The organism is Pseudomonas sp. NPDC087804 (genome assembly GCF_044742965.1).
Taxonomy (GTDB): Bacteria; Pseudomonadota; Gammaproteobacteria; order Pseudomonadales; family Pseudomonadaceae; genus Aquipseudomonas; species Aquipseudomonas rustica.
Genome location: NZ_JBIUVN010000008.1, coordinates 144,751 through 169,249, shown reverse-complemented (window position 1 = coordinate 169,249; position 24,499 = coordinate 144,751). Strand labels below are relative to the sequence as shown.

Genomic DNA, 24,499 nt, shown 5'->3' with positions numbered 1-24,499 from the left:
TTTATGCCTTTCACCCTCAGCGGTTTTTGCGAGTACCGCGAAGAGATTCGCAAAAGCCGCTTTATCACTTTTGCCGCACCGATCGGCAGTCCTGCTGATGCGCAGGCGTTCTTTGAACAGCACAGCGATTTGAATGCTTCGCACAATTGCTGGGCGTGGAAACTCGGCGATCAATACCGCAGCAATGACGATGGCGAACCGGGTGGTACTGCTGGGCGACCGATATTGGCGGCGATTGAAGCGCAGGATTGTGATCAGGTCGCGGTGTTGGTGATTCGTTGGTACGGCGGGATTCAACTCGGCACTGGTGGTTTGGCCCGGGCCTATGGCGGTGGGGCGAACAAGTGTTTGCAGACGGCGGCGAAGGTTGAGTTGATCAGTCGGGTGGCGTTGAGTTGTGCCTGCGGGTTTGCCGAGTTGGCTTTGGTGAAGGTGCGGGTGGCGGATTTGGGTGGGTTGGTGGTGGAAGAGAATTTTACGGCGAATGGGGTTGAGTTGAAGTTGGCGGTGGGTGAGGCGCAGATTTCGGTGTTGCAGGGGCAGTTGGCGGATTTGAGTCGTGGGCGGATTTTGTTGCAGCGGTGAAGCAAGGTCAAAAGATCGCAGCGTTCCGCAGCTCCTACAATTGAAATGCGTTTCCCTGTAGGAGTTGCCGAAGGCTGCGATGTTTTGGGGCGGATGCGAAATTTCATATTTCGCAAACTTGCCCACATCTGCTGTGCACCCGACTGTGGATAACCTGAGCACATAACGCTGTAACCCTTCTGTCACGTGGCTTTGCGCGGTTTGTTCACTTTTCGTTCAATTTGCCCGACGAAATGTAATTTTCAAGCAGAAACAATCAGTTAGCCGCGTTTATCACCATTAGAAGAAAGCACCACAGTGCTTATGCCCGGCGTTTCGGCTTGCGCACAATAACTGTGGAGCAACCTGTGGATAACCCGTTCATGACCGCCGCAGTCGCAGGTTCTGCCTAGCTCCCAAGGGTTTGCTCGTTTTTTGATCAGTTGCTGCCGGGCAAAACTGGAGCCCGATCAACACCTTTGCTCCGATTTGGTGCTGCAAATCCCGTCGATTTTCAGCGCAATGCTCTGCGCCGAGCGCTGCCACCCGCAGCCCGCTCGGGTTCCTGACTCAATGGCCAGGAAATTGCTTTATCCACAGGCACAACTCCAAGCAAGTCGAGCCTGTCATGCCAATTGCTTCTACTCCTGCGCGCCTGCAACTGCGCCACATCAGCAAACGCTACCCCGGTTGTCTGGCCAACGATGCCATCGACCTGAGCATCGCGCCCGGAGAAATTCACGCCCTGCTCGGGGAAAACGGTGCGGGCAAAAGTACGTTGATGAAGATCATCTACGGCGTCACCCAGGCCGACGCCGGGGAAATGCTCTGGCAAGACCAACGCGTCAACATCCGCAATCCGGCGCAGGCACGGCAGTTGGGCATCGGCATGGTGTTCCAGCATTTCTCCCTGTTCGAAACCCTCAGCGTCGCGCAGAACATCGCGCTGGCGATGGGCGCGGCGGCCGGCACGCCGAAACAACTGGAACCGAAAATTCGCGAAGTGTCGCGCCGTTATGGCATGGCGCTGGAGCCGGAGCGACTTGTCCACAGTCTGTCGATCGGCGAGCGGCAGCGCGTGGAAATCATTCGCTGCCTGATGCAGGACATTCGTCTGCTGATCCTCGACGAACCGACGTCAGTGCTGACACCGCAGGAGGCGGAAGAATTGTTCATCACCCTGCGCCGTCTCGCCGCCGAAGGCTGCAGCATTCTGTTTATCAGCCACAAGCTCGGCGAAGTACGCGCGCTGTGTCATAGCGCGACGGTTCTGCGCGGCGGGCGCGTGGCCGGGCATTGCGTGCCGGCCGAATGCTCGGATCAGCAGCTGGCGCAGTTGATGGTTGGCGAAGCGGCGGCGTTGATTGGTGACTATCCGAAAGTCAGCGGCGGCGCGGCGTTTTTGCAGGTGAAGGGCTTGAGCTGGCACAACCCCGATCCGTTCGGCTGTTCGCTGACTGGCATAGATCTGCAGGTACGCAGCGGTGAAATCGTCGGTATCGCCGGGGTTGCGGGCAATGGCCAGGATGAGTTGCTCGCCTTGCTCAGTGGCGAACAAACCTTGCCTCGGGCGGAAGCTGCAACCATTCGATTCGCCGAGCAACACGTCGCCGATCTGCGCCCGGACGCGCGACGCAAATTGGGCTTGGCGTTCGTCCCCGCCGAGCGCCTCGGCCACGGCGCGGTGCCGGAATTGAGCCTGGCGGACAACGCCCTGCTCACCGCTTTCCAACAAGGCTTGGTCAGCCACGGTTTGATCGAACGCGGCAAAGTCGAAGCCCTCGCCCAACAAATCATTCAGCGCTTCGGCGTGAAAACCCCGGACGCGCAAACCGCTGCGCGCAGCCTCTCTGGCGGCAACCTGCAGAAATTCATCCTCGGCCGGGAAATCCTTCAGCAACCGAAACTGCTGATCGCCGCGCATCCGACCTGGGGCGTCGATGTCGGCGCCGCCGCGACCATCCACCGTGCACTGATCGCGTTGCGCGATGCCGGCGCAGCGATTCTGGTGATTTCTGAAGACCTCGACGAACTGTTCCAGATCAGCGACCGCCTCGGCGCCTTGTGTGGCGGACGCCTGTCGGCGCTGCACAACACCACCGATACGCAACTCAGCGACGTCGGCGGCTGGATGGCCGGCCAGTTCGACAACCCACCTTCTGCCGCCACGGTTTAACGGAGTTTCAAACATGCTGCTTTCTCTCGAACCCCGTGGCCAGCAATCACGCTTGATGCTGTGGTGCTCGCCGTTACTGGCGGCGGCGCTGACGCTCGGTTGCGGCTCGCTGCTGTTTATCGCCCTCGGCCACGACCCGCTGCAAACCTTGCACACGCTGCTGATCGCGCCGGTCAGCGATTTGTATGGCGTCTCCGAATTACTGGTCAAGGCGCTGCCGATTCTGCTCTGCGCGCTGGGCCTGGCGGTGGCCTATCAGGCGCGGATCTGGAACATCGGCGCCGAAGGTCAATTGCTCCTCGGTGCCCTCGCCGGCAGTGCGTTGGCGGTAAACATTATCGACATGCAAAGCCGTTGGGCGCTGGTGTTGATTCTGCTTACCGGCACCCTCGCCGGCGCGGCGTGGGCCGGGCTGACCGCATGGTTGCGCACGCGCTTCAACGCCAACGAAATTCTCACCAGCATCATGCTCAATTACATCGCGCTGAACCTGCTGCTGTTCTGCGTGCACGGGCCGCTGAAGGATCCGGCCGGATTCAACTTTCCCGAGTCGGCGATGTTCGGCGACGCGAGCCGTTTGCCGTTGTTGATGGAGGATGGCCGCGTGCACGCCGGGGTGTATTTCGCCCTGCTCGCACTGGTCGCGGTGTGGGTGTTGTTGCAGAAAAGCTTTGTCGGTTTCCAGATCAAAGTGCTCGGGCTAGACAAGCGTGCGGCGGGGTTTGTCGGCTTTCGCGAGAAGCGTTTGATCTGGCTCGCGCTGTTGATCAGCGGCGGTTTGGCCGGGCTCGCCGGTGTCTGCGAAGTCACCGGGCCGATAGGTCAATTGGTGCCGCAGGTTTCGCCGGGTTACGGCTATGCGGCGATTACCGTGGCGTTTCTCGGACGCCTCAATCCGATCGGGATTCTGTTCTCCAGTCTGTTGATGGCGCTGCTGTACATCGGTGGCGAGAGCGCGCAAATGACGATGAATCTGCCGCAGGCGATCACCCAGTTGTTCCAGGGAATGATGCTGTTTTTCCTGCTCGCCTGTGACGTGCTGATCCTCTATCGGCCACGCCTGAACCTGCGCTGGGTGAAGCGCACGTCGACCACCGCCGTAACCGCTGGAGCGCTGTGATGGATATCGATCTGTTGAGCAATATTTTCTACGCCATGGTGCGTTGCGGCACGCCGCTGTTGCTGGTGGCGCTAGGTGAGCTGATCTGCGAGAAGAGCGGCGTGCTCAATCTTGGGCAGGAAGGGATGATGCTGTTTGGCGCGGTGATCGGTTTTATCGTCGCGCTGAACAGCGGCAACCTGTGGCTTGGCGTGTTGTTGGCGATGTTCGCCGGGATGTTGTTGTCGTCACTGTTTGCGCTGGTGGCGCTGGTGTTCAATGCCAATCAGGTGGCGACCGGGTTGGCGCTGACGATTTTTGGTGTCGGGCTGTCGACCTTTGTCGGCGCGGCCTGGGTCGGGAAACCACTGGCCGGTTTCGAGCCGTTGGCGATTCCTTATCTGAGTGAGATTCCGCTGATCGGGCGGATGTTATTCGCTCAGGATCTGCTGGTGTATCTGTCGTTCGCGCTGTTTGCGCTGGTGGCGTGGGTGATCATCAAAAGTCGTGTCGGGTTGATCATTCAAGCCGTGGGCGAGAACCCGGATGCGGCCAGTGCGATGGGCTTGCCGGTCTTGACCGTGCGTACTCTAGCGGTGCTGTTTGGTGGAGCGATGGCCGGGTTGGCCGGGGCTTATTTGTCGCTGGCGTATACGCCGATGTGGGCGGAAAACATGACCGCCGGGCGTGGCTGGATCGCGTTGGCGCTGGTGGTGTTTGCCAGTTGGCGGGTGTGGCGGTTGTTGCTCGGGGCGTATCTGTTTGGCCTCGCCAGCATCCTGCATTTGGTCGCGCAGGGGTTGGGGCTGGCGATTCCGTCGAGTTTGCTGGCGATGCTGCCGTATGTGGCGACGATTTTGGTATTGGTGCTGTTGTCGCGGGATGCGGTGCGTACGCGGTTGTATGCACCGGTTTCGTTGGGGCAACCGTGGCAGGCCGGGCATTAATGCGTTGACCTTGTTGGCCCTATCGCGGGCAAGCCTTGCTCCTACAGAGAAAGCGCTGCATCACCTGTAGGAGCATGGCTTGCCAGCGAAGGCGCCCTCACAGGCAACACCTGAGCAACGCCCCACGCCAGTTCAAAGACCAGGAAAACAATCAGAATCGAACTGGCACCGTGCAGCAAGGCATACGCTTGCCAAGCCGCAAACAAAAACCGCGCCACCGCGTCATACCGTCCATAAAGCGCCTGCGGATCACGAATCCGCAGCACCGCCCACACGCACACCACCGAACCCAACAGATTCGCCATCAACATGTGCACAGGCTGAAACGCCGGCAATTCGCCGGGCAAATCCAGTGCACTCAACAACCCGTGCACAAGCGCAAAACTCCACGGCGTGGCAAAAGCCGCAGTAACGATCAAGTCATACCAGGCACTGCCGCGCACCACGTGGCGATACTGCGTTGAAGTCCACATCATCCATGCTCCAGAAATTCAGGGAGCAAGCACGGTAAAGCCTGGAGTATGCTCCAGGGTCAATAGCCCTTTTGAGAGTTGCCATGCGCATCGGTGAATTAGCCCAAGCCAGCGCCGTCAGCCGTGACACCCTGCGTTTCTACGAGCAGCGCGGGCTGATTGCGGCGCAGCGTAGCGCCAACGGTTACCGCGACTATCCACCGGAGATGGTGCAACTGGTGCTCTACATCAAAACCGCGCAGCGCCTGGGATTTACCCTCGGCGAGATCGGTGACAGTGTCGCGGCGTTGTGGAACGCGCCCGATCCGGACAACGCCGTGGCGCAACTTCTGCGCGACAAACTGCAACTGATCGAAACCCGCATGAGCGAACTCGACGTGCTGCGGCAAGAGCTGCAACTTCGGCTCGGTCAGGCCTGTCCATTGAATCCATGATCCTCATTCATCAAGGAAGCCCCTCATGTCTGCAAAAAACGCACTGATCATCGGCGCCTCCCGGGGCCTGGGCCTCGGTCTGGTGAAAACCCTGCTGGCTGATGGCTGGCAAGTCACCGCCACCGTGCGCAATCCTGCCAATGCCGATGCGCTTCAAGCATTAGGCAAGGTGCGGATCGAGAAGCTCGACATGGACGATCAGCAAGCGGTGATCGCCCTGAGCCAACAGCTCAAAGGCGAAACCTTCGACCTGCTGTTCGTCAACGCCGGGGTCAAAGGCCCGGTCGATCAGACCCCGGGCGGCGCGACATTGGCTGAAGTCGGTCAGTTGTTCTTCACCAACGCCGTGGCACCGATCAATCTGGCCCAGCGTTTTGTCGGGCAGATTCGTGACGGCAGCGGCGTGCTGGCGTTCATGAGTTCCGGGCTGGGCAGCGTGACCGTGCCGGACGCGCCGGAGCTGGCGTTGTACAAAGCGAGCAAGGCTGCGCTGAATTCGATGACCAACAGTTTTATCACGCAGTTGGGCGAGCAGAAGATGACCGTGTTGTCGTTGCATCCGGGTTGGGTGAAGACGGACATGGGTGGCGAAGGCGCGGATCTGGATGTGGAAACCAGCACCCGTGGGTTGGTTGATCAGGTGAATGCGTACACTGGCAAGGGCGGGCATCACTTCATCAACTACAAGGGTGAAACCATTCCCTGGTAATTGATGATCCCCTGTAGGAGCTGCCGAAGGCTGCGATCTTTTGATTGTAAAAAACAAGATCAAAAGATCGCAGCCTTCGGCAGCTCCTACAGGGTTGCGTATTTGCTGGAATGGGCGTTGTCGGATCACATCGCCATGGGTTTGTGTATTTTGGTTGTGTGGTGAATGGTCGGGTTGGGCTTGCCCGATGCGGCGTTTTGTTTGAAACTGCGCACCTCGTCCCCGCGGCGACCCTGGATCAGCAGACAGGGCATCACTGAGCTGGCAACCCTGAACCCAATTTTCAGAGGAGCCGGCAACATGCCCGCGACCCGTACCTGGTTAAAAAATCCCCTCGCTATTTTCACCTCCAACGAGCTCGATGCCCGTGGCGGTCTAGTCGTGCAAGACGGTGTCATCGTCGAAGTGCTGGCTGCCGGCAAACAGCCGTCAGCGCCGTGCAATGAAGTGTTCGATGCCCGCGAGCATGTGATCCTGCCGGGCCTGATCAACACCCATCACCATTTCTATCAAACCCTCACCCGCGCCTGGGCCCCAGTGGTCAATCAGCCGTTGTTCCCGTGGCTGAAAACCCTGTACCCGGTGTGGGCGCGCCTGACGCCTGAGAAACTCGCCCTCGCCACGAAAGTCGCTTTGGCCGAGCTGCTGCTGTCCGGTTGCACCACCGCTGCCGACCATCACTACCTGTTCCCGGACGGTCTGGAAAACGCCATCGACGTACAAGTCGAAACCGTGCGTGAACTGGGCATGCGCGCCATGCTCACGCGCGGTTCGATGAGCCTCGGCGAGAAAGACGGCGGCCTGCCACCGCAGCAGACCGTGCAGGAAGGTCAGGTGATTCTCGACGACAGTCAGCGCCTGATTCACGAGTACCACGAGCGTGGCGACGGCGCGCAGATCCAGATCGCGCTGGCGCCGTGCTCGCCGTTCTCGGTGACCCCGGAAATCATGTCGGCGAGTGCTGAACTGGCGAACAAGCTCGACGTGCGCCTGCACACACACTTGGCTGAAACCCTCGATGAAGAAGATTTCTGCCTGCAGCGTTTCGGCCTGCGCACCGTCGATTATCTCGACAGCGTCGGCTGGCTCGGCCCGCGCACCTGGCTGGCGCACGGTATTCACTTCAACCCGGACGAAATCGCGCGTCTCGGCGAGGCTGGTACCGGTATCTGCCATTGCCCGAGTTCGAACATGCGTCTGGCTTCCGGCATCTGCCCGAGTATTGATCTGACTGACGCCGGTGCGCTGTTTGGTCTGGGCGTCGATGGTTCGGCGTCTAACGATGCGTCGAACATGATTCTCGAAGCGCGTCAGGCGTTGTACATCCAGCGTCTGCGTTATGGCGCCGAGAAGATCACTCCGGAACGCGTGCTGGGCTGGGCGACCAAGGGTTCGGCGAGCTTGCTGGGCCGTACCGATATTGGTGAGATTGCCGTGGGCAAGCAGGCGGATCTGGCGTTGTTCAAGCTTGATGAGCTGCGTTTCTCCGGCAGCCATGATCCGATTTCGGCGCTGCTGTTGTGCGGCGCCGATCGTGCCGATCGGGTGATGATTGGCGGCAAGTGGCGCGTGGTTGATGGCCAGGTTGAAGGCCTTGACCTCAAAGGCCTGATCGCCGATCACAGCCAGGCGGCACGCCAACTGATCGCCGGCACCTGATCCCCCTCCCCATCTGATCGTTCCCACGCTCTGCGTGGGAATGCATCTCGGGACGCTCCGCGTCCCAGCAGCGGACGCAGAGCGTCCATGGCGGCATTCCCACGCGGAGCGTGGGAACGATCAATATCAAAGGCCGAGCAGGGACAACATGATGAACGTCGCAAACAGCACGAAGTGCGTCATGCCTTCAATGGCATTGGTTTCGCCGTCATTGAGGTTGATCGCGCTGACGATCAACGTCAGGAAAATCATCACCGTCTGCACTGGCGTCATCGCCATCTGAAACGGCTGGCCGGTATACAGCGCCATCGCTTCCATCACCGGCACCGTCAGAATCACCGTCGACAGTGAAGCCCCCATCGCAATGTTCACCACCGACTGCATGCGGTTGGCCAACGCTGCACGCAACGCGGTCAAAATCTCCGGCGCCGCTGAAATCGCCGCGACAAGAATCGCCGTGATTACTGGCGGCGCACCCGTGCCTTCCAGGCCCAGATCGAGGGTCTTGGACATCACTTCGGCCAACGCGCCGATCACCACAATGCCAAACACCAGAATGCCGATCGACAGGCCGATGCTCGGTGCTTTCGCCTGCGCGTCCTGTGGTTCTTTCTTGCGGCGTTTATCCGGATAGCTGTAGCTGAAAAAGTAGCTGTGCGGGCCGACCTGCATGCGCAGAAACAGCGCATACAGCACCACCATCGCACCGATGGTGAACGCCGAATAAATCTTCCAGTTGGCCTCGGGAATAAACTCCGGCACCACCATCGACACGCCCATGGCGGTGAGGATCATCACGCTGTAGCTGCGCGCCGAATCGTCGTTGTAGGACTGTTCGCCGTGTTTGATCCCGCCCATCAGCGCGGCGAGGCCGAGGATGCCGTTGATGTCGAGCATCACCGCTGAATAGATCGTGTCGCGCACCAACGTCGGCGACGCTTCGTTGCTCATCATGATTGCCAGAATCACCACCTCGACCAGCACGGCGGCGAGTGTGAGGATCATCGTGCCGTAAGGGTCGCCGACCTTTTCCGCGAGCAATTCAGCGTGATGGGCGACGCGCATCGAGGCGGCGACGATGAAGGCGATCAGCACCAGACCGGCAGTCAGCGCGACGATCTGGCCGCTGTGCAACATCCAGTGTTCCAACGGATAGGCAACGCACGCGGCGATGACGGCCAGTAGCAGAAAACTTTCTTGCTTGAGGATGGTGAGCATGGACGGGCCTTTTACCGAAGAGTGCGAATGAGCTACTGACTGCGGAGCGGCGCTAACGTTTCGTTACACATTAGCGCACCAAGCGATGGCGTGAACTCGCGGACTTGCACTGCGTTGGTTCTGGCGCTGAAAAGATCGCAGCCTTCGGCAGCTCCTACAGGTTGTGCATTCCCATGTAGGAGCTGCCGAAGGCTGCGATCTTTTTTGTTTGTTGTCCTGTTGGTCAGCAATTTGCATTGGCCCTGACCACACACAACAAAATGGAGTTCGAATTCATGCAAATACGTCCGCTGCACAAACTGCTGTGCGCCGCCCTCGGTCTGGGGATCAGCCTGAGCGCCAGCGCTGCCGATCCGCTCAAGGTCGGTTTCGTTTACATCGGCCCGATCGGTGACCACGGCTGGACGTATCAGCATGAACAGGGGCGCAAGGCTCTCGCCGAGAAATTCGGCAATCAGATCACCACCAACTACGTCGAGAACGTCGCCGAAGGAGCCGACGCCGAGCGGGTCATCCGCAACATGGCCAAGGACAAGTACGACCTGATTTTCACCACCTCTTTCGGCTACATGAACCCGACGCTGAAAGTCGCCAAGCAGTTTCCCAAGGTGACCTTCGAACACGCCACCGGCTACAAACAGGATAAAAACCTCGGCACCTATCTGGCGCGCACCTACGAAGGTCGCTACGTCGGTGGCTTCCTCGCGGCGAAGATGACCAAGACCAAAAAAATCGGTTACGTCGCTTCGTTCCCGATCCCCGAGGTGATCCGCGACATCAACTCGATTCAACTGGCGCTGAACAAATACAACCCGGGCACCGAGATCAAAGTGGTGTGGGTCAACTCGTGGTTCGATCCGGGCAAAGAGGCCGACGCGGCCAACGCGCTGATCGATCAGGGCGTCGATGTGGTGTTCCAGCACACCGACAGCCCGGCGCCGATTCAGGCCGCAGAACGTCGTGGCGTGTATGCGGTGGGTTACGCCTCGGACATGGCGCACTTCGGCCCGAAAGCGGTGCTGACCTCGATCGTCAACGACTGGGCGCCGCACTATATTCAGGCGACGCAAAGCGTGATCGACCACACCTGGAAATCCCAGGATTACTGGGGCGGGCTGAAGGAAGGCACGATTGAACTGCCGATCAGCGATCTGGTGCCAGCGCCGGTGAAAGCCGAGGCCGAGCAGATTATTGCTGATATCAAGAGCGGTGCGTTCCAGCCGTTCACCGGGCCGATCAAGGATCAGGCCGGCGTCGAGAAAATCCCAGCGGGCGTGAGTGCGACGAATGCGGAACTGGCGTCGATGAACTACTACGTTGAAGGCATGAAGGCCGAGATGCCGAAGTAACCCACCTGACCCAGATCGTTCCCACGCTCTGCGTGGGAACGCCGCCCGGGACGCTCCGCGTCCCTGCCAAAAGCGGACGCAGAGCGTCCATTGAGGCATTCCCACGCGGAGCGTGGGAACGATCTCTCGTACTTTTCAAGGATTGTGTATGGATCAGCTTCCGATCATCGACATCAGCCCGCTCTATTCCGACGACGAAAACGCCTGGCCTGCGGTGGCCGAGCAGATCGACCTGGCCTGCCGCGAATGGGGCTTTTTCTACATCAAGGGCCATCCGATTTCAGCGCAACGCATCGCCGCCGTGCTCGATCACACCCAACGTTTCTTTGCCCTGCCCGCCGCAGAAAAACTCAAGATCGACATCACCCAGACCCGCCACCATCGCGGCTACGGCGCCCGGCAGACACGGGAAGAATTCAACAGATTTCAGGAAGGCTGCGTCGAAGAAAACACCAACACCGAAACGCTCCGGCCAACCATCCCGACGTGCTCGCAGAAAAACCGTTGCGCGGGCCGAACCGCCATCCAGCTCAACCCGGATGGGCTGAATTGATGGAGCAACATTACCTCGACATGCAAGCCCTCGCGCAAACCCTGCTGCGCGCTATGACTATCGCGCTGAACATCGAACGCGACTTTTTCGACAGCCGCTTCATTGATCCGGTCAGCGTGCTGCGCATGATCCATTACCCACCCCGCCACACCGCCAGCTCCGCCGAACAGCAAGGCGCCGGCGCGCACACTGATTACGGCTGCATCACCCTGCTCTATCAGGACAGCGCCGGTGGCCTGCAAGTGAAAAACGTCAAAGGCGAATGGATTGACGCACCACCGATTGACGGCACTTTCGTGGTCAATCTCGGCGACATGATGGCGCGCTGGAGCAACGACCGTTATCGCTCGACCCCGCACCGGGTGATCAGCCCGCTCGGCGTTGACCGTTACTCGATGCCGTTCTTCGCCGAGCCGCACCCGGACACGCGCATCGAATGCCTGCCCGGTTGTCAGGACGCACAGCATCCAGCGAAATATCCGACGACCACTTGCGCCGAATTCCTCCTGTCGCGCTTCGCCGATACCTACGCGTATCGCCGCGAGCAGGAAGCCGTTTGATGGATCGTTTGGTCAGGTTTTGCCAATTGTTTCGGCGAGCATCTGTAGAATGCCGTCATTGGACCTGATGAGAAAAGAATATGTACGACTGGCTCAACGCCTTGCCCAAGGCTGAACTGCACCTGCACCTGGAAGGCTCGCTGGAGCCCGAGCTGCTGTTCGCCCTGGCCGAACGCAACAAGATCGCCCTGCCGTGGAATGACGTGGAAACCCTGCGCAAGGCTTACGCCTTCAACAACCTGCAGGAATTCCTCGACCTGTATTACCAGGGCGCCGATGTACTGCGCACCTCGCAGGATTTCTACGACCTGACCTGGGCGTACCTGCTGCGCTGCAAAGCACAGAACGTGATTCACACCGAACCGTTCTTCGACCCACAGACCCACACCGACCGGGGCATCCCGTTTGAAGTGGTGCTCAATGGCATCGCCGCGGCACTGAAGGATGGCGAGCAGCAACTGGGTATCACCAGCGGTTTGATCCTCAGCTTCCTGCGCCACTTGAGCGAAGAAGAAGCGGAGAAAACCCTTGATCAGGCGCTGCCGTTCCGTGACGCGTTTGTTGCTGTCGGCCTCGACAGTTCCGAAATGGGCCACCCGCCGAGCAAGTTCCAGCGCGTGTTCGATCGTGCCCGTCACGAAGGCTTCCTGACCGTTGCCCACGCTGGCGAAGAAGGCCCGCCGGAATACATTTGGGAAGCCATCGACCTGCTGAAAATCCAGCGTATCGACCATGGCGTACGCGCCATCGAAGACGAGCGCCTGATGCAGCGGATCATCGACGAGCAGATCCCGTTGACCGTGTGCCCGTTGTCGAACACCAAACTCTGCGTGTTCGATCACATGTCGCAGCACAACATTCTCGACATGCTTGAGCGTGGCGTGAAGGTCACGGTGAACTCCGATGACCCGGCGTATTTCGGTGGTTATGTGACCGAGAACTTCTACGCGTTGCATGAGCATTTGGGCATGACCCAAGATCAGGCCAAGCGCCTGGCGCAAAACAGCCTGGATGCGCGCCTGGTAAAACCGTAAGCAGCAGCGCAAAACCCTTGTAGGAGTGAGCCTGCTCGCGATGGCGGAGTGTCAGACACCGATGTGTTAGCTGACAGAACGCAATCGCGAGCAGGCTCACTCCTACATTGGATCGGTGTTAGCCGTTGGATTGGGTTTCGGTCAGCTCCTCCAGGGTTTTACCGCGCGTCTCCATCCCGAACAACCACACCACCCCCGCCGCAATCGCGAAGCACGCCGCGCCCAGCGCGAATACCCCGCCCTGCCCGGTAATCGGAAACACCAGCCCGGTCACCAATGGCCCAAGCAACGATCCCACGCGGCCAATAGCCGAGGCGAACCCCGAGCCGGTCGCGCGCGCCGAAGTCGGATACAACTCCGGCGTGTAGGTGTAAAGCACCGCCCACATACCAAACAGAAAGAACTGCATCAACAACCCGGTGCCGATCAGCAGCGCCACGTTGCCGCCGAACACCGCGCTCTGCCCATACAGAAACGCCATCACCCCGCCGCCGAGCAGCGTAACGATGCACACCGGTTTACGCCCCCAGCGCTCGACCAGCCACGCCGCCATCAGAAACCCGGGAATCCCGCCCAACGAAATCAGCACCGTGTAATACACCGACTGCGTCACGGCAAAACCCGACTGTTGCAGCAGCGCACTCAGCCACGACGTCAGCCCATAAAACCCCAGCAGGGCGAAAAACCACAGACTCCAGATCATCGTCGTGCGCTGGCGATACTGCGGCGACCAGATCTGTTTGAGCGCCGAAAAAAAGTTGCCCGGCGGCGTCACGGTGCGCGGCAAGCGAATCGGTTCCGGCAGCGTCGCACCGCCGAGAGATGTACGCACCCGCGCTTCGATGCCGTTCAACACCTTGTCCGCCGCTTCATCATGCCCAGCCTGTTCCAGCCATCGCGGTGATTCAGGAATGAAAAAACGAATGGCCAACACAAACACCGCCGGTGTCGCCAACACCAGAAAGATGTCGCGCCAGCCAATCAACGGCAGCAGGAAGTACGAGAGCACGCCCGCCGCAACAAACCCCAGTGGCCAGAAGCCGTCCATCAAGGCGATATAACGCCCGCGCCGCTGTGCCGGAATCAGCTCGGAGAGCATCGACTGCGCGATAGGAAACTCCATGCCCATGCCGATTCCCAACAGGATGCGGAACAGCGTCAGCGCCTCGACCGTTTGCGCCGTGGAGCACAGATAACTGGCCACGCCCCATAAGACGATGCTCCACTGGAACACCGGTTTACGCCCGAAACGGTCGGCGAGCATGCCCGACAACGACGCGCCCAGCACCATGCCGAAAAAGCTCGAACTGGCGAGCAACCCGGCCTGCGCACTGCTCAGTCCGAACTCGGCCTTAATCGAGCCGAGCAAAAACGTCATCATCGCCAGATCCATCGAATCGAAGAAAAACGCCAAGGCAATGATGATGAAAATGATCCGGTGATAACCGCTGATCGGCAGGCGTTCCAGCCGCTCTGCCGCACTGAAGTGTCGAGTGTCCATGCCGCCTCCCCCCATCCGAAAAGTCCCCGGATCGAGTGTGCGCGATCGCGTTCAGGCGTTCGTGCTGGATGCGACCTGTTCGCAGCCGTGGGCGACGCGGCGACTGCTCTACAACGCCATTTCCAGCTCGGTCTCCCTGGCGAAGCGATGGATTTCGCGCTGCCCGGTGGCGGTCAATTGCAAGGCGCGGGAATCGTGGGGCAAGGTCAGCCAGCCGGATTGCATGAACAACTGCAACAGCGCCGCGCCGAGGGTGCCGCCCATGTGCGGACGTCTTTCGCTCCAGTCCGGGCAGGCGCAGGCGACTTGCACGTTGCGATGGGCCAGCGCCTGAATGAACACCCCGCGCTTGGCCAGTTGTGTCGAACCTTTGTGCGTGACCACCACGCGCTGTTCGATCTGCTCGATCCAGCCGGCATCGAGCAAACGTTGATACAAATCGGCAGCGAGCGTGCCGCCGAGGTGGTCGTCGCAGAAACGTGCGCGCAGCAGTGACGACGGCGCCGTCTGCGGTTTGGCAATCGGTGTTGCGCGTTTGAACACGGCGGGAATGTCGCGCGGTGCGCTGGCGATGGTGGCGCTGGCCAGCGCTTCGATCGCCGCGCCGACCTCGGGCGCCGACAGACGGAAAAAGCGCTTGCGCCCACGCACTTCGACTTTCAACAGGCCGCCAGTGGAGAGTCGCGCCAGATGAGCGCTGGCCGAGGACGGCGATAACCCCGCCAGCAACGCCAGCTCTTCGGTTTGCCGCGCCGAGCCATCCATCAAGGCCCACATCATCGCACTGCGCTTGGGGTCAGCCAGCAACGTGGCGATCTGGCTGATGCAAGGTGCATGTTCCATATATTCACTCCCTGTTGAATCGTATCGTCTACTGCTCGCAGACATCTTGACCACTAATGAGTCGTCGGCCAAGACGCGAAATACGCCATGTACCGGGGCCATGCTGGCCACTGACGCAATCTGCCTGGGCACTGAATCAGTCGCCGTTGCGCGCCCGTCACCCGTTCCCGGCGACGGGCGGTGAAGGTCTGTGGATCGGGGTGTCGGTACGGCATGAGGCGGCCGCTAGTATAAGCGGGTTACAGGCTGCGTCCCGCGCCGGGGCCTGCACGGGTGGTGATTGTTGCTGAGAGAAATTTCTCTATTTACCTGCGACTAATGATCAACTTTCGAGAAAGCGGGAAATTGACTACTCAATTCAGCGCATCGGCTGGCGAGCATTTCCCTCAGAAGGTTCACTGGCTTACTCAATTGAGCGCGATGTGCGCACAACAAATTCAGCGGAGCGCGCTCACATAACAGCTCCGGAAGCAGCACTTTGAGGCGTCCGGCGAGGACATCGGCGCCGACGTCGAGCCAGGATTTGTAGGCGATGCCTGCGCCGGACACTGCCCACAGGCGCACGACATCGGCGTCGTCACTGAAACGGTCGCCACTGACCGTCAGCCCGACTTCGCGCTTGCCGTCGTGAAAACTCCAGTGGTCGTGAACCCGGCTGCCGAGCATGTACAGCAGGCAATTGTGTTGCGCCAGTTGTTCAAGCTGACGCGGTTCGCCGTGTCGGGCCAGGTACGCCGGGGAGGCGCAGAGTACGCGACGGTTGTGCGCGGCGATCGGCATGGCCACCAGACTGGAATCTTCCGGCTCGCCATAGCGCAAGGCGATGTCCACGGGTTGGCGGAACAGGTCAGCGATGCGATCACCGAGCAGCAGGCGCACAGTCAGTTTCGGATGCTCGCGTTGGAACTCATCCAGCCACGGCAGCAACAAATTGCGACCGAAATCCGAGGGTGCCGATAACTGCAAAATTCCGCTGACCTGATCCTGCCCGCTGGCCAGCAAGCGCCGCCCTTCATCGAGGTTGCTCAACGCCGCCCGCGCGTATTCGAGAAAACCCTCGCCCTCGGCGGTCAGGCGCAAACTGCGGGTCGAGCGCGCCAGCAAACGTGCGCCGAGTTGCTGTTCGATGCGCTTCAACGCCGCGCTGGCCACGGCGGCGGACATGTCCATCACCCGCGCCGCCGCCGACAGGCTGCCCAGATCCGCCGCCCGGACAAACAACTGCAAGTCATCGAAACGCAGCATCCTCAGCCTCGATTATCAAAAAAATATTGAAAGAGACTGCTGTTTTAGCCGGTTTTATCCCGCAGAGAAATAGCTAATCATCCGCCCATCGAATTCATCCCGCTTCTCTGGAGCCGCACATGTCCCAGCCATTCACCGCCATCGCTACCCTGATCGCCAAACCCGGCCAGCAGGACGCCCTCGAACAAGCCCTGCGGGCCTTGGTTGAACCGAGCCGCGCCGAGGACGGTTGCAGCCAGTACGACTTGCACCGCGACCTCGCCGACCCACAGGTTTTTTATGTGATCGAACATTGGGCCAGCGAGGAAATCCTCCAGACGCACAACGCCAGCGCGCATTTCCAGAATTTTCAGGCCACGGCCGGGCAGACCATCGAACACTTCGAACTCAAGCGCCTCGGCGCGATTGCCTGATTCCTTCTTCTATTACCTGTATGGAGCCACTCATGAAAGCCATCGCCTATTACACGTCCCTGCCGATCAGCGACGCCAAATCCCTGCAAGACATCGAACTGCCAGAACCGGTCGCCGGCCCGCGCGACCTGCTGGTTGAAGTCAAAGCCATCTCGGTCAACCCGGTGGACACCAAAGTGCGGCAGAACGTGGCGCCGGAACACGGCGCGGCGAAAGTGTTGGGCTGGGACGTCGCCGGTGTGGTCAAGGCTGTCGGCAGCGACGTGACGCTGTTCAAGGCTGGCGACAAGGTTTTCTACGCCGGTTCGATTGCCCGCGCTGGTGGCAACAGTGAACTGCACACAGTAGATGAGCGCATCGTCGGCCATATGCCGAAATCACTGGGTTTCGCCGAAGCCGCTGCGTTGCCGCTGACCGCGATCACCGCGTGGGAATTGCTCCTCGAACGTCTGCAAATCCGCGAAGGCAAAACCGATGAAGGCCAGAGCCTGCTGATCGTTGGCGCGGCCGGCGGTGTCGGTTCGATCCTCACTCAGTTGGCCAAGCAACTGACGGGGCTGAAAGTGATCGGCACTGCTTCTCGCCAGCAGACCAGCGATTGGGTGAAAGAACTGGGCGCCGATCTGGTGATCGATCACAGCAAGCCGTTGAGCGAAGAACTGAAACGCGCCGGGATCGACAACGTCACTCACGTCGCCAGCCTGACCCAGACCGATCAGCATTTGGATCAACTGGTCGAGGCACTGGCGCCGCAAGGCAAACTGGCGCTGATCGACGATCCGAAGTCGCTCGACGTGAGCAAACTCAAGCGCAAGAGCCTGTCGCTGCATTGGGAGTTCATGTACACCCGCTCGCTGTTCGAGACGCCAGACATGATCGAGCAGCACAACCTGCTCAATCGTGTGGCTGAGCTGATTGATGCGGGGACGTTGAAGACCACGGTGGGCGAGCATTTCGGTGTGATCAATGCGGCCAATCTGCGTCGGGCGCATGAGTTGCTGGAAAGCGGTAAGGCCAAGGGGAAAATTGTTTTAGAAAGTTTCTAAGAGCGAAAAATCGCAGCCTTCGGCAGCTCCTACAGGGGTGTGGAGCCACGGTGGAGTGGGCGCGACCGTATAGGAGCGGCCGCAGGCTGCGATCTTTGCCGTCAGTCAGATGGCTGACCCTTGTCACAATTGCGATGGTATTCAGGACTACAATCGAAGCCTCTGCGGTACATCTTTTACGCAAAGGAGGTCAGCAATGAAGATCCTGATAAAAGAAGTGGCAAAGTCTCAATGGCAGGTTCGTCTCGACCAGCACGCCGTGACATTCCGCAGTGAAGCCGAAGCCCTGGCCTTCACCCGCACCCTCGAAGCGCGAATATTCGCGCCCCATCAGATTCCCGACCGCAGCCAGCAGCGCGCCGCCGGCTGAGTGTTTCAGACCTCGGCTTGAGCCTGCGCCAGCGCCCGGGCGTTTTGCAGACGTCGGGTGAGCATCGCGACGCACACCACCAGCAAACCGCAAACGCTGATGACAATCGCCATCGGCACGGCGGTGCCGTCGTGCAACACACCGACCAGAGCCGAAGCCCCGGCGGCGACGCTGAATTGCATGCAACCGAGCAACGCCGACGCACTGCCGGCGCGCCCGCCCTGCCCGTTCATCGCGCACGCGGCGGCGTTGGGGCTGATGCAGCCGAGGCTCGACACGCAGATAAACAATGGAATCAGCAGCGGCCACAACGATTCGGTGTGCAAGGCGCTGACCGCCAACAACGTCAGGCCCGCTGCCAGATAAACCCAGACTGCACGCGCCAGCAGGAATGCCGGGCCACGCTTGGCCAATAGCCGCGCGTTGACCTGCGCTACCAGAATGAAGCCCGCCGCGTTGGTGCCGAACAGCCAGCCGAAATGCTCGGCGGGCACGCCATACAGTTTGATAAAGATGAATGGCGAACCGGCGATGTAGGCAAACATCCCGGCGATGGCGATGCCGCCGGTCAGCGCGTGGCCGAGGTAAACGCGATCACTCAGCAGGCGTGCGTACTGGCGAAAGGCACCGGACAACGGTTGGCGCGGCATGCTCGCTGGCATGCTTTCCGGCAGACCGAGCGCGACCGCGAGGCCGGCCAGGGCGCTGAAACCGGTCAGCACCAGGAAAATCGACTGCCAACCGGTGGTGTTGACCAGCAGACCGCCGAGCATCGGCGCCAGAATCGGTGCCAGACCCATCACCAGCATCAGCTGCGAAAACACCTTCGCCGAGCCGACGGCGTCGCATTTGTCGCTGACCACGGCGCGGGAAATCACCATACCCGCACAGCCGCCCAATGCCTGCACGAAGCGCGCGCCGATCAGCCATTCGAGGTTCGGCGCGTAGGCGCAGGCCAATGAAGCGAGGGTGAACAGGGTCAGGCCGACGAGCAGCGGAATGCGCCGACCAAAGCGATCCGCCACCGGGCCGTAGGCCAACTGGCCGAGGGACAAACCGGCGAAATAGGCGGCCAGGGTCATCTGCACGTGCTTCTCGTCGGTGGCGAACGCCAGCGCCATCGCGGGAAATGCAGGTAAATAGAAGTCGATCGCCAAGGGCCCGAAGGCGGTCAAGGCACCGAGAATCAAAATGGTACGGAAGTTCATCAGGCATCCAGTCAGGCAAGTCGGCAGCCCGACAGTCTAGCTGCGGCTGGACGCCTTGAACATTCCGATAGCTCGCTAACTATAAAAACAGCAAAAGATCGCAGCCTTCGGCAGCTCCTACAGGGAACGCATTCCAATGTAGGAGCTGCCGAAGGCTGCGATCTTTTTGCTTCTAGGCGAGTTTGACGGCGTAGCCCTCTTCGCTGATGACCTCGATCACCTGCTCGGCACTCAGCGCACTTTCAACGCCCACTTCTTTCGCCGCCAGATCGACGCGCACGCTGGCCGCCGGATCTTTGGCCTGCACGGCGTTAGTGATGGCTTTGACGCAGTGACCGCAGGACATGCCTTGAACGTTGAACACTTGCATGTATTGACTCCTTTGAGTGAGGTTGCCGGCAGTGTCGAGCTTGCCACGATGGCAAGGTCAAGTTCTGCAATCATCTGCCGGGCTGGCAATCGGCGTCGCGCTCGGCCAAGCTGCGTGCATCAATGACTTAAATTCAGGAGATTCAGCCATGCGCTGGTCAGCTTTCAGCCTGTTTGGCTTGCTCAGCCTCTTTGCCGCCGTCCCTCAAGTGCAAGCCGCCGGGGAGGATTACGCGGTGCTGATCATCTCCCGCGAGCGTCTGGAAGTGTCGACCTCTTGCGAGATTGGCGTGTATATCCAGGATCAGCTCTCGGCGCGGCTGCTGCAGGAGCAAAGTATTTCTTTCAACCTGCCGCCGGGCACCGTGTCGCTGCGCTTGAAGTTGCTGCCGGGGCAAGTCGCCGGTTGCAATCCGGGCATGCTTGCGCCGGGTTCGCAGGAGATCAAACTGCGTGCCGGGGATGTGCTGAAGTATCGCTTGGCGATGAATTCCGAAGGCGTCTACCTGAAACGCGCCGATCTCGAATACTGATTTATGCGCGTGATCGTTCCCACGCTCCGCGTGGGAACGATCACGGTAGGAAGATTGGCGCTTGACCTTGCCCGCATGGCAAGGTTGATCCTTGTAGGCATCTACTACAGGGAGTACGACCGATGTCCGATTCCATCACTTTCGATCTGCCGATTGCCGGCATGACCTGCGCCAGTTGCGCCGGACGTGTCGAGCGGGCTTTGAGCAAAGTCATCGGCGCCAGTGCCGTCAGCGTCAACCTCGCCACCGAGCAGGCCCGTGTGCAGGCGCCGGGTGACAGCCTTGCGGCCTTGATGGAAGCGGTCGAACGCGCCGGTTACAGCGTCCCGCAGCAAACTCTCGAACTGAATATCGAAGGCATGACCTGCGCCTCCTGCGTCGGCCGCGTCGTGCGCGCCCTGAATAAAGTCCCCGGGGTGAAAAGCGTCAGTGTCAATCTGGCCAACGAACGCGCCCACCTCGAATTGCTCGGCCACGTCGACTCACAAACCCTGCTCGACGCCGTGAGCAAGGCCGGCTACTCGGCCAGCGTCTGGCAAGCCGAACACCCGCAAACCGATAACCAACAACAGAAGCTCAAGCACGAACGCTGGGCGCTGATCGGCGCGATCGCCCTCGCCTTGCCGTTGGTGGCGCCGATGCTGCTGCAACCGTTCGGCATTCACTGGATGCTCCCGGCCTGGGCGCAATTCGTCCTCGCCACGCCGGTGCAGTTCATCTTCGGTGCGCGTTTCTACGTCGCTGCGTGGAAAGCCGTGCGTGCCGGCGCCGGCAACATGGACTTGCTCGTCGCCCTCGGCACCAGTGCCGGTTATGGCTTGAGCCTTTATGAATGGGCCACCGCCGCCGGGCGCATGCCGCATCTGTATTTCGAAGCGTCGGCGGTGGTGATTGCCTTGGTGCTGCTCGGCAAATACCTCGAGAGCCGCGCCAAACGCCAGACCGCCAGCGCCATCCGCGCCCTCGAAGCCTTGCGGCCGGAACGGGCGATTCAAGTGATCGACGGCCGCGAACAAGATGTCGCCATCAGCGCCCTGCGCCTCAATGATCTGGTGCTGGTCAAACCCGGCGAACGCTTTCCGGTCGATGGCGAAGTCATTGAGGGCCAGAGCCACGCGGACGAAGCGCTGATCAGCGGCGAGAGCCTGCCCGTGCCGAAACAACCGGGCGACAAAGTCACCGGCGGCGCAATCAACGGTGAAGGTCGCTTGTTGGTGCGCACTCAGGCGCTCGGCGCCGAGACTGTGCTGGCGCGGATCATTCGTCTGGTCGAGGATGTTCAAGCGGCGAAAGCACCGATCCAGAAACTGGTGGATAAGGTCAGTCAGATTTTCGTGCCGACCGTGTTGCTGATCGCCTTGGCCACGTTGATTGGCTGGTGGTTGTATGGCGCGCCGCTGGAAACTGCGCTGATCAACGCGGTCGCCGTTTTGGTCATCGCCTGCCCGTGTGCCCTCGGCCTCGCCACCCCGACCGCGATCATGGCCGGCACCGGCGTGGCCGCGCGTCACGGCATTCTGATCAAGGACGCCGAAGCCCTGGAACGTGCTCATGAAGTCAGCAGCGTGGTGTTCGACAAGACCGGCACGCTGACCTCCGGAACGCCGCGCATCGCCCACCTCAGTGCGGTGGATGGCGACGAAAATACGCTGCTGACACTGGCCGGTGCGTTGCAACGCGGCAGTGAGCACCCGTTGGCCAAAGCGGTGCTCGACGCCGCTGCTGAACGCAATCTGCAGGTGCCGGATGTCAGCGACAGCCAGTCGCTGACCGGTCGCGGCATCGCCGGTAATCTCGATGGCCGACGTTTGGCCTTGGGCAATCGGCGCATGCTCGACGAAAGTGGTTTGAGCGCCGGCAACCTGCGCGAATCTGCCCAAGTCTGGGAAGCCGAAGGTCGCACGTTGTCATGGTTGATCGAACAAAGTCCGGAGCCGAAAGTGCTCGGTTTGTTCGCCTTCGGTGACACCTTGAAACCCGGCGCACTGGAAGCCGTTCAACAACTCGCCGCACGAGATATCCACAGCCATTTGCTGACCGGCGACAACCGTGGCAGCGCTCGCGTGGTCGCCGAAGCGCTGGGCATCAGCAGCGTTTACGCCGAAGTGCTGCCCGCCGACAAAGCCGCCACCGTCGCCGAGCTGAAAAAAACCGGCGTGGTCGCGATGATCGGCGACGGCATCAACGACGCCCCGGCCCTCGCCGCTGCCGACATCGGCATCGCCATGGGCGGCGGCACCGATGTCGCCATGCACGCGGCGGGTATCACTCTGATGCGCGGCGATCCACGGTTGGTGCCGGCGGCGCTGGAAATCAGCCGCAAGACCTACGCGAAAATTCGTCAGAACCTGTTCTGGGCCTTCGTCTATAACCTGATCGGCATTCCGCTGGCGGCGTTCGGCTTCCTCAATCCGGTATTGGCCGGGGCGGCGATGGCGCTGTCCAGCGTCAGCGTGGTGAGCAATGCGCTACTGTTGAAAACCTGGAAACCCAAGGATCTGGAGGAGCACCGATGAACATCGGTCAAGCGGCCAAACACAGTGGCCTGAGCGCGAAAATGATCCGCTACTACGAGTCGATTGGCCTGCTCAAAGCGGCGCATCGCACCGACAGCGGTTACCGGGTCTACGGTGACGATGACCTGCACACGTTGGCGTTTATCAAGCGCTCGCGGGACTTAGGCTTTTCACTGGAAGAGGTCGGCAAACTGCTGACACTCTGGCAGGATCGCCAACGCGCCAGCGCCGATGTGAAGGCGTTGGCGCGTCAGCACATCGACGAGCTGAATCAGAAGATCCGCGAACTCGGCGAGTTGCGCGACACCCTGCAAGACCTGGTCGAACACTGCAATGGCGACCACCGCCCCGACTGCCCGATCCTCAAGGAGCTGGCGTCGGGCTGCTGCGCACAACCCGCGCGCGTTTGAGCGCAAACAGTTTCACCGTGAGCAATGTGCAAAGCGGAATGCCGTGGAACAACATGACCACGGCGCCCGGCGTCCACCACGCGTAGAACGGCGCAGCGATGAGCATGCCGATGCCGAAACCGGTCATTTGCAGCAACGTCAGCACGCTGAAGATTGGCAGGCGCAAGTGCTCGGGCGCGCGTTGCAGACGGGACATCAGGCCGACTTCGGAAAAGCCATCGCCCAGCCCCGCCGGCAATGAAAACAGCAGCAATCCGTAGAGGCTGTGCTGCTGGAACATCAGAATGAAACCGCAAGACATCAGCGCCACACCGAAGAAAAACCGCCGCTCCAGATGGATATTGTCCGAGCCTTTGAGGCGACTGGCGATGCGCGCGCCGAGCAGTTTGCCGCTGGCCCACACAGCGAGCATCAGGCCCAACGTGGTACTCGCCGAATCGGGCGTGAGCAGTTTCGAGATGATCGGAAAACCGACGTTGTGCGCGGCGCTGCCCAAGGTGTCGGCCATCGTCACCGCGAGCATCGCGGCAATCACCGGCGCACTGTGCAAACCGTGCTTGAGCGCTGACCATTCGCCGCGTTCGGGTTCCTCGTTGTCCGTGGGCGCGTCGAAGCGCAGCGGTACGATCAATAGTGCCGCGAGCAGATAGGTCACGGCATTCAGGGCGAATACCGTTTCAAATCCGAATGCGGCTACCAGCAAACCCGATACGAGACTGCCGCCGACCATGGCTGCTGATGAGGCGGAGGTGATCCATGCGTTGGCTTTGAGCAATTGATCGGCGGGGATCAAACGCGGCAGCTGACTGTTGAGGCCAATGGCGAACATCGAATTGCCGAAACCGAGGCCGAAGGCGATGAGCGGCAATAACCAGACCTGCTGGCTAACCGGCACGATCAACAGCAAACCGAGCACGCTGGCGCGCAACAGGTCGAAGGCAATCAGCGGCGCACGGCCGCTCCAGCGCCGGTAAAACGCAGTGCCGATGAGGCTGGCAAAAATCCCGCCGCCGACGCGACTGGCGAGGAAAATGCCGACGCTCATGGCGCTGTTGCTGAGCAGGTAGACGTAGGTGGCCAGCGCGACCATGTTGAGGAATGCGCCGAAATCGGAGATGAGCCGGGCGGTGATGATCAGTTGGGTGTTGCGTTGGGTACTCACATACGATCCTTGTAGGAGCTGCCGAAGGCTGCGATCTTTTGATCTTGTTTTCTGATCAATCGCCAAGATCAAAAGATCGCAGCCTTCGGCAGCTCCTACAAGGGGTGT

At 60.4% G+C, this 24,499-nt stretch carries 23 protein-coding genes and 2 pseudogenes; 17 read left to right on the top strand and 8 right to left on the bottom strand.

Going from position 1 to position 24,499, the window contains the following annotated elements:
* Positions 1-3: 3 nt before the first annotated feature.
* The 4 genes from ACIOMO_RS14385 to ACIOMO_RS14370 all read left to right on the top strand — a co-directional run bounded on the left by ACIOMO_RS14385 (position 4) and on the right by ACIOMO_RS14370 (position 4,786).
* Complete coding sequence (locus ACIOMO_RS14385; RefSeq protein WP_401241491.1) at positions 4-585, top strand: IMPACT family protein; 582 nt, start codon at positions 4-6, stop codon at positions 583-585.
* Between the two features lie 607 nt (positions 586-1,192).
* Complete coding sequence (locus ACIOMO_RS14380; RefSeq protein WP_401241488.1) at positions 1,193-2,740, top strand: ABC transporter ATP-binding protein; 1,548 nt, start codon at positions 1,193-1,195, stop codon at positions 2,738-2,740.
* Positions 2,741-2,753: 13 nt separating this feature from the next.
* On the top strand, positions 2,754-3,860 hold the full coding sequence (locus ACIOMO_RS14375; RefSeq protein ID WP_401241485.1) for an ABC transporter permease: 1,107 nt from the start codon (positions 2,754-2,756) through the stop codon (positions 3,858-3,860).
* On the top strand, positions 3,860-4,786 hold the full coding sequence (locus tag ACIOMO_RS14370) for an ABC transporter permease (protein ID WP_401241483.1): 927 nt from the start codon (positions 3,860-3,862) through the stop codon (positions 4,784-4,786). Before ACIOMO_RS14375 ends, ACIOMO_RS14370 begins: the two co-directional genes overlap by 1 nt.
* A gap of 41 nt (positions 4,787-4,827) precedes the next feature.
* Here the strand turns inward: ACIOMO_RS14370 and ACIOMO_RS14365 are convergent, their stop codons facing one another.
* Positions 4,828-5,259, bottom strand: coding sequence for a hypothetical protein (locus ACIOMO_RS14365; RefSeq protein ID WP_401241480.1), 432 nt, complete (start codon positions 5,257-5,259; stop codon positions 4,828-4,830).
* Between the two features lie 83 nt (positions 5,260-5,342).
* Here ACIOMO_RS14365 and ACIOMO_RS14360 point away from each other — a divergent pair, with 83 nt between their 5' ends.
* The 3 genes from ACIOMO_RS14360 (at position 5,343) to ACIOMO_RS14350 (ending at position 8,061) form a co-directional block, all read left to right on the top strand.
* A complete protein-coding gene (locus tag ACIOMO_RS14360; RefSeq protein WP_053116957.1) occupies positions 5,343-5,693 on the top strand; it encodes a MerR family transcriptional regulator in 351 nt (116 codons plus the stop codon).
* Positions 5,694-5,718: 25 nt separating this feature from the next.
* On the top strand, positions 5,719-6,402 hold the full coding sequence (locus tag ACIOMO_RS14355; protein ID WP_053116956.1) for an SDR family oxidoreductase: 684 nt from the start codon (positions 5,719-5,721) through the stop codon (positions 6,400-6,402).
* A 300-nt stretch (positions 6,403-6,702) separates the two neighbouring features.
* Entirely contained in the window at positions 6,703-8,061 is a 1,359-nt protein-coding gene (locus tag ACIOMO_RS14350; protein WP_401241477.1) for an 8-oxoguanine deaminase, read from the top strand.
* 126 nt (positions 8,062-8,187) lie between these two features.
* Here ACIOMO_RS14350 and ACIOMO_RS14345 read toward each other — a convergent pair whose 3' ends face one another.
* The gene (locus ACIOMO_RS14345) at positions 8,188-9,279 is read right to left on the bottom strand and encodes a calcium:proton antiporter (RefSeq protein WP_034154762.1); all 1,092 of its coding nucleotides are present in this window, start codon (positions 9,277-9,279) and stop codon (positions 8,188-8,190) included.
* Positions 9,280-9,554: 275 nt separating this feature from the next.
* Here ACIOMO_RS14345 and ACIOMO_RS14340 point away from each other — a divergent pair, with 275 nt between their 5' ends.
* From ACIOMO_RS14340 to ACIOMO_RS14325, 4 genes and pseudogenes are all read left to right on the top strand, one after another.
* Positions 9,555-10,628: a BMP family ABC transporter substrate-binding protein gene (locus ACIOMO_RS14340; protein WP_053116955.1), complete on the top strand. Its 1,074-nt coding sequence runs from the start codon at positions 9,555-9,557 to the stop codon at positions 10,626-10,628.
* Positions 10,629-10,776: 148 nt separating this feature from the next.
* Positions 10,777-11,035: pseudogene (locus ACIOMO_RS14335) on the top strand (2-oxoglutarate and iron-dependent oxygenase domain-containing protein); the annotation flags it as partial.
* Positions 11,036-11,096: 61 nt separating this feature from the next.
* Positions 11,097-11,741 (top strand): annotated as a pseudogene (locus tag ACIOMO_RS14330) (isopenicillin N synthase family dioxygenase); the annotation flags it as partial.
* 80 nt (positions 11,742-11,821) lie between these two features.
* Positions 11,822-12,775 (top strand): adenosine deaminase, encoded by a 954-nt coding sequence (locus ACIOMO_RS14325; RefSeq protein ID WP_008082147.1) that lies wholly within the window; start codon positions 11,822-11,824, stop codon positions 12,773-12,775.
* Between the two features lie 118 nt (positions 12,776-12,893).
* Here ACIOMO_RS14325 and ACIOMO_RS14320 read toward each other — a convergent pair whose 3' ends face one another.
* The 3 genes from ACIOMO_RS14320 to ACIOMO_RS14310 all read right to left on the bottom strand — a co-directional run bounded on the left by ACIOMO_RS14320 (position 12,894) and on the right by ACIOMO_RS14310 (position 16,364).
* The gene (locus ACIOMO_RS14320; protein WP_401241473.1) at positions 12,894-14,276 is read right to left on the bottom strand and encodes an MFS transporter; all 1,383 of its coding nucleotides are present in this window, start codon (positions 14,274-14,276) and stop codon (positions 12,894-12,896) included.
* Positions 14,277-14,384: 108 nt separating this feature from the next.
* Entirely contained in the window at positions 14,385-15,119 is a 735-nt protein-coding gene (locus tag ACIOMO_RS14315; RefSeq protein WP_053116947.1) for a helix-turn-helix transcriptional regulator, read from the bottom strand.
* 315 nt (positions 15,120-15,434) lie between these two features.
* Entirely contained in the window at positions 15,435-16,364 is a 930-nt protein-coding gene (locus ACIOMO_RS14310; protein ID WP_401241470.1) for a LysR family transcriptional regulator, read from the bottom strand.
* 119 nt (positions 16,365-16,483) lie between these two features.
* Between ACIOMO_RS14310 and ACIOMO_RS14305 the strand changes: the two genes are divergently transcribed.
* From ACIOMO_RS14305 to ACIOMO_RS14295, 3 genes are all read left to right on the top strand, one after another.
* On the top strand, positions 16,484-16,777 hold the full coding sequence (locus tag ACIOMO_RS14305; RefSeq protein WP_212546363.1) for a putative quinol monooxygenase: 294 nt from the start codon (positions 16,484-16,486) through the stop codon (positions 16,775-16,777).
* A gap of 32 nt (positions 16,778-16,809) precedes the next feature.
* Positions 16,810-17,823: a zinc-binding alcohol dehydrogenase family protein gene (locus tag ACIOMO_RS14300; RefSeq protein ID WP_401241468.1), complete on the top strand. Its 1,014-nt coding sequence runs from the start codon at positions 16,810-16,812 to the stop codon at positions 17,821-17,823.
* Positions 17,824-18,019: 196 nt separating this feature from the next.
* The gene (locus tag ACIOMO_RS14295; RefSeq protein ID WP_172680068.1) at positions 18,020-18,193 is read left to right on the top strand and encodes a hypothetical protein; all 174 of its coding nucleotides are present in this window, start codon (positions 18,020-18,022) and stop codon (positions 18,191-18,193) included.
* Between the two features lie 5 nt (positions 18,194-18,198).
* Here ACIOMO_RS14295 and ACIOMO_RS14290 read toward each other — a convergent pair whose 3' ends face one another.
* Positions 18,199-19,401: a multidrug effflux MFS transporter gene (locus tag ACIOMO_RS14290; protein WP_053116943.1), complete on the bottom strand. Its 1,203-nt coding sequence runs from the start codon at positions 19,399-19,401 to the stop codon at positions 18,199-18,201.
* A gap of 172 nt (positions 19,402-19,573) precedes the next feature.
* The gene (locus ACIOMO_RS14285) at positions 19,574-19,771 is read right to left on the bottom strand and encodes a cation transporter (RefSeq protein WP_025111719.1); all 198 of its coding nucleotides are present in this window, start codon (positions 19,769-19,771) and stop codon (positions 19,574-19,576) included.
* A gap of 148 nt (positions 19,772-19,919) precedes the next feature.
* Between ACIOMO_RS14285 and ACIOMO_RS14280 the strand changes: the two genes are divergently transcribed.
* From ACIOMO_RS14280 to cueR, 3 genes are all read left to right on the top strand, one after another.
* The gene (locus ACIOMO_RS14280) at positions 19,920-20,303 is read left to right on the top strand and encodes a hypothetical protein (RefSeq protein WP_053116942.1); all 384 of its coding nucleotides are present in this window, start codon (positions 19,920-19,922) and stop codon (positions 20,301-20,303) included.
* A gap of 122 nt (positions 20,304-20,425) precedes the next feature.
* Positions 20,426-22,819: a heavy metal translocating P-type ATPase gene (locus tag ACIOMO_RS14275; protein WP_401241464.1), complete on the top strand. Its 2,394-nt coding sequence runs from the start codon at positions 20,426-20,428 to the stop codon at positions 22,817-22,819.
* Entirely contained in the window at positions 22,816-23,229 is a 414-nt protein-coding gene (gene cueR / locus ACIOMO_RS14270; RefSeq protein WP_064387762.1) for a Cu(I)-responsive transcriptional regulator, read from the top strand. Before ACIOMO_RS14275 ends, cueR begins: the two co-directional genes overlap by 4 nt.
* Here the strand turns inward: cueR and ACIOMO_RS14265 are convergent.
* Positions 23,183-24,391, bottom strand: coding sequence for an MFS transporter (locus ACIOMO_RS14265; protein WP_401241461.1), 1,209 nt, complete (start codon positions 24,389-24,391; stop codon positions 23,183-23,185). The genes cueR and ACIOMO_RS14265 overlap by 47 nt on opposite strands.
* Between the last annotated feature and the right edge of the window lie 108 nt (positions 24,392-24,499).

Coding starts and splice junctions, on each gene's coding strand:
- ACIOMO_RS14385 (WP_401241491.1), top strand. CDS start 4: ATGCCTTTCACCCTCAGCGGTTTTTGCGAGTACCGCGAAGAGATTCGC.
- ACIOMO_RS14380 (WP_401241488.1), top strand. CDS start 1,193: ATGCCAATTGCTTCTACTCCTGCGCGCCTGCAACTGCGCCACATCAGC.
- ACIOMO_RS14375 (WP_401241485.1), top strand. CDS start 2,754: ATGCTGCTTTCTCTCGAACCCCGTGGCCAGCAATCACGCTTGATGCTG.
- ACIOMO_RS14370 (WP_401241483.1), top strand. CDS start 3,860: ATGGATATCGATCTGTTGAGCAATATTTTCTACGCCATGGTGCGTTGC.
- ACIOMO_RS14365 (WP_401241480.1), bottom strand. CDS start 5,259: ATGTGGACTTCAACGCAGTATCGCCACGTGGTGCGCGGCAGTGCCTGG.
- ACIOMO_RS14360 (WP_053116957.1), top strand. CDS start 5,343: ATGCGCATCGGTGAATTAGCCCAAGCCAGCGCCGTCAGCCGTGACACC.
- ACIOMO_RS14355 (WP_053116956.1), top strand. CDS start 5,719: ATGTCTGCAAAAAACGCACTGATCATCGGCGCCTCCCGGGGCCTGGGC.
- ACIOMO_RS14350 (WP_401241477.1), top strand. CDS start 6,703: ATGCCCGCGACCCGTACCTGGTTAAAAAATCCCCTCGCTATTTTCACC.
- ACIOMO_RS14345 (WP_034154762.1), bottom strand. CDS start 9,279: ATGCTCACCATCCTCAAGCAAGAAAGTTTTCTGCTACTGGCCGTCATC.
- ACIOMO_RS14340 (WP_053116955.1), top strand. CDS start 9,555: ATGCAAATACGTCCGCTGCACAAACTGCTGTGCGCCGCCCTCGGTCTG.
- ACIOMO_RS14325 (WP_008082147.1), top strand. CDS start 11,822: ATGTACGACTGGCTCAACGCCTTGCCCAAGGCTGAACTGCACCTGCAC.
- ACIOMO_RS14320 (WP_401241473.1), bottom strand. CDS start 14,276: ATGGACACTCGACACTTCAGTGCGGCAGAGCGGCTGGAACGCCTGCCG.
- ACIOMO_RS14315 (WP_053116947.1), bottom strand. CDS start 15,119: ATGGAACATGCACCTTGCATCAGCCAGATCGCCACGTTGCTGGCTGAC.
- ACIOMO_RS14310 (WP_401241470.1), bottom strand. CDS start 16,364: ATGCTGCGTTTCGATGACTTGCAGTTGTTTGTCCGGGCGGCGGATCTG.
- ACIOMO_RS14305 (WP_212546363.1), top strand. CDS start 16,484: ATGTCCCAGCCATTCACCGCCATCGCTACCCTGATCGCCAAACCCGGC.
- ACIOMO_RS14300 (WP_401241468.1), top strand. CDS start 16,810: ATGAAAGCCATCGCCTATTACACGTCCCTGCCGATCAGCGACGCCAAA.
- ACIOMO_RS14295 (WP_172680068.1), top strand. CDS start 18,020: ATGAAGATCCTGATAAAAGAAGTGGCAAAGTCTCAATGGCAGGTTCGT.
- ACIOMO_RS14290 (WP_053116943.1), bottom strand. CDS start 19,401: ATGAACTTCCGTACCATTTTGATTCTCGGTGCCTTGACCGCCTTCGGG.
- ACIOMO_RS14285 (WP_025111719.1), bottom strand. CDS start 19,771: ATGCAAGTGTTCAACGTTCAAGGCATGTCCTGCGGTCACTGCGTCAAA.
- ACIOMO_RS14280 (WP_053116942.1), top strand. CDS start 19,920: ATGCGCTGGTCAGCTTTCAGCCTGTTTGGCTTGCTCAGCCTCTTTGCC.
- ACIOMO_RS14275 (WP_401241464.1), top strand. CDS start 20,426: ATGTCCGATTCCATCACTTTCGATCTGCCGATTGCCGGCATGACCTGC.
- cueR (WP_064387762.1), top strand. CDS start 22,816: ATGAACATCGGTCAAGCGGCCAAACACAGTGGCCTGAGCGCGAAAATG.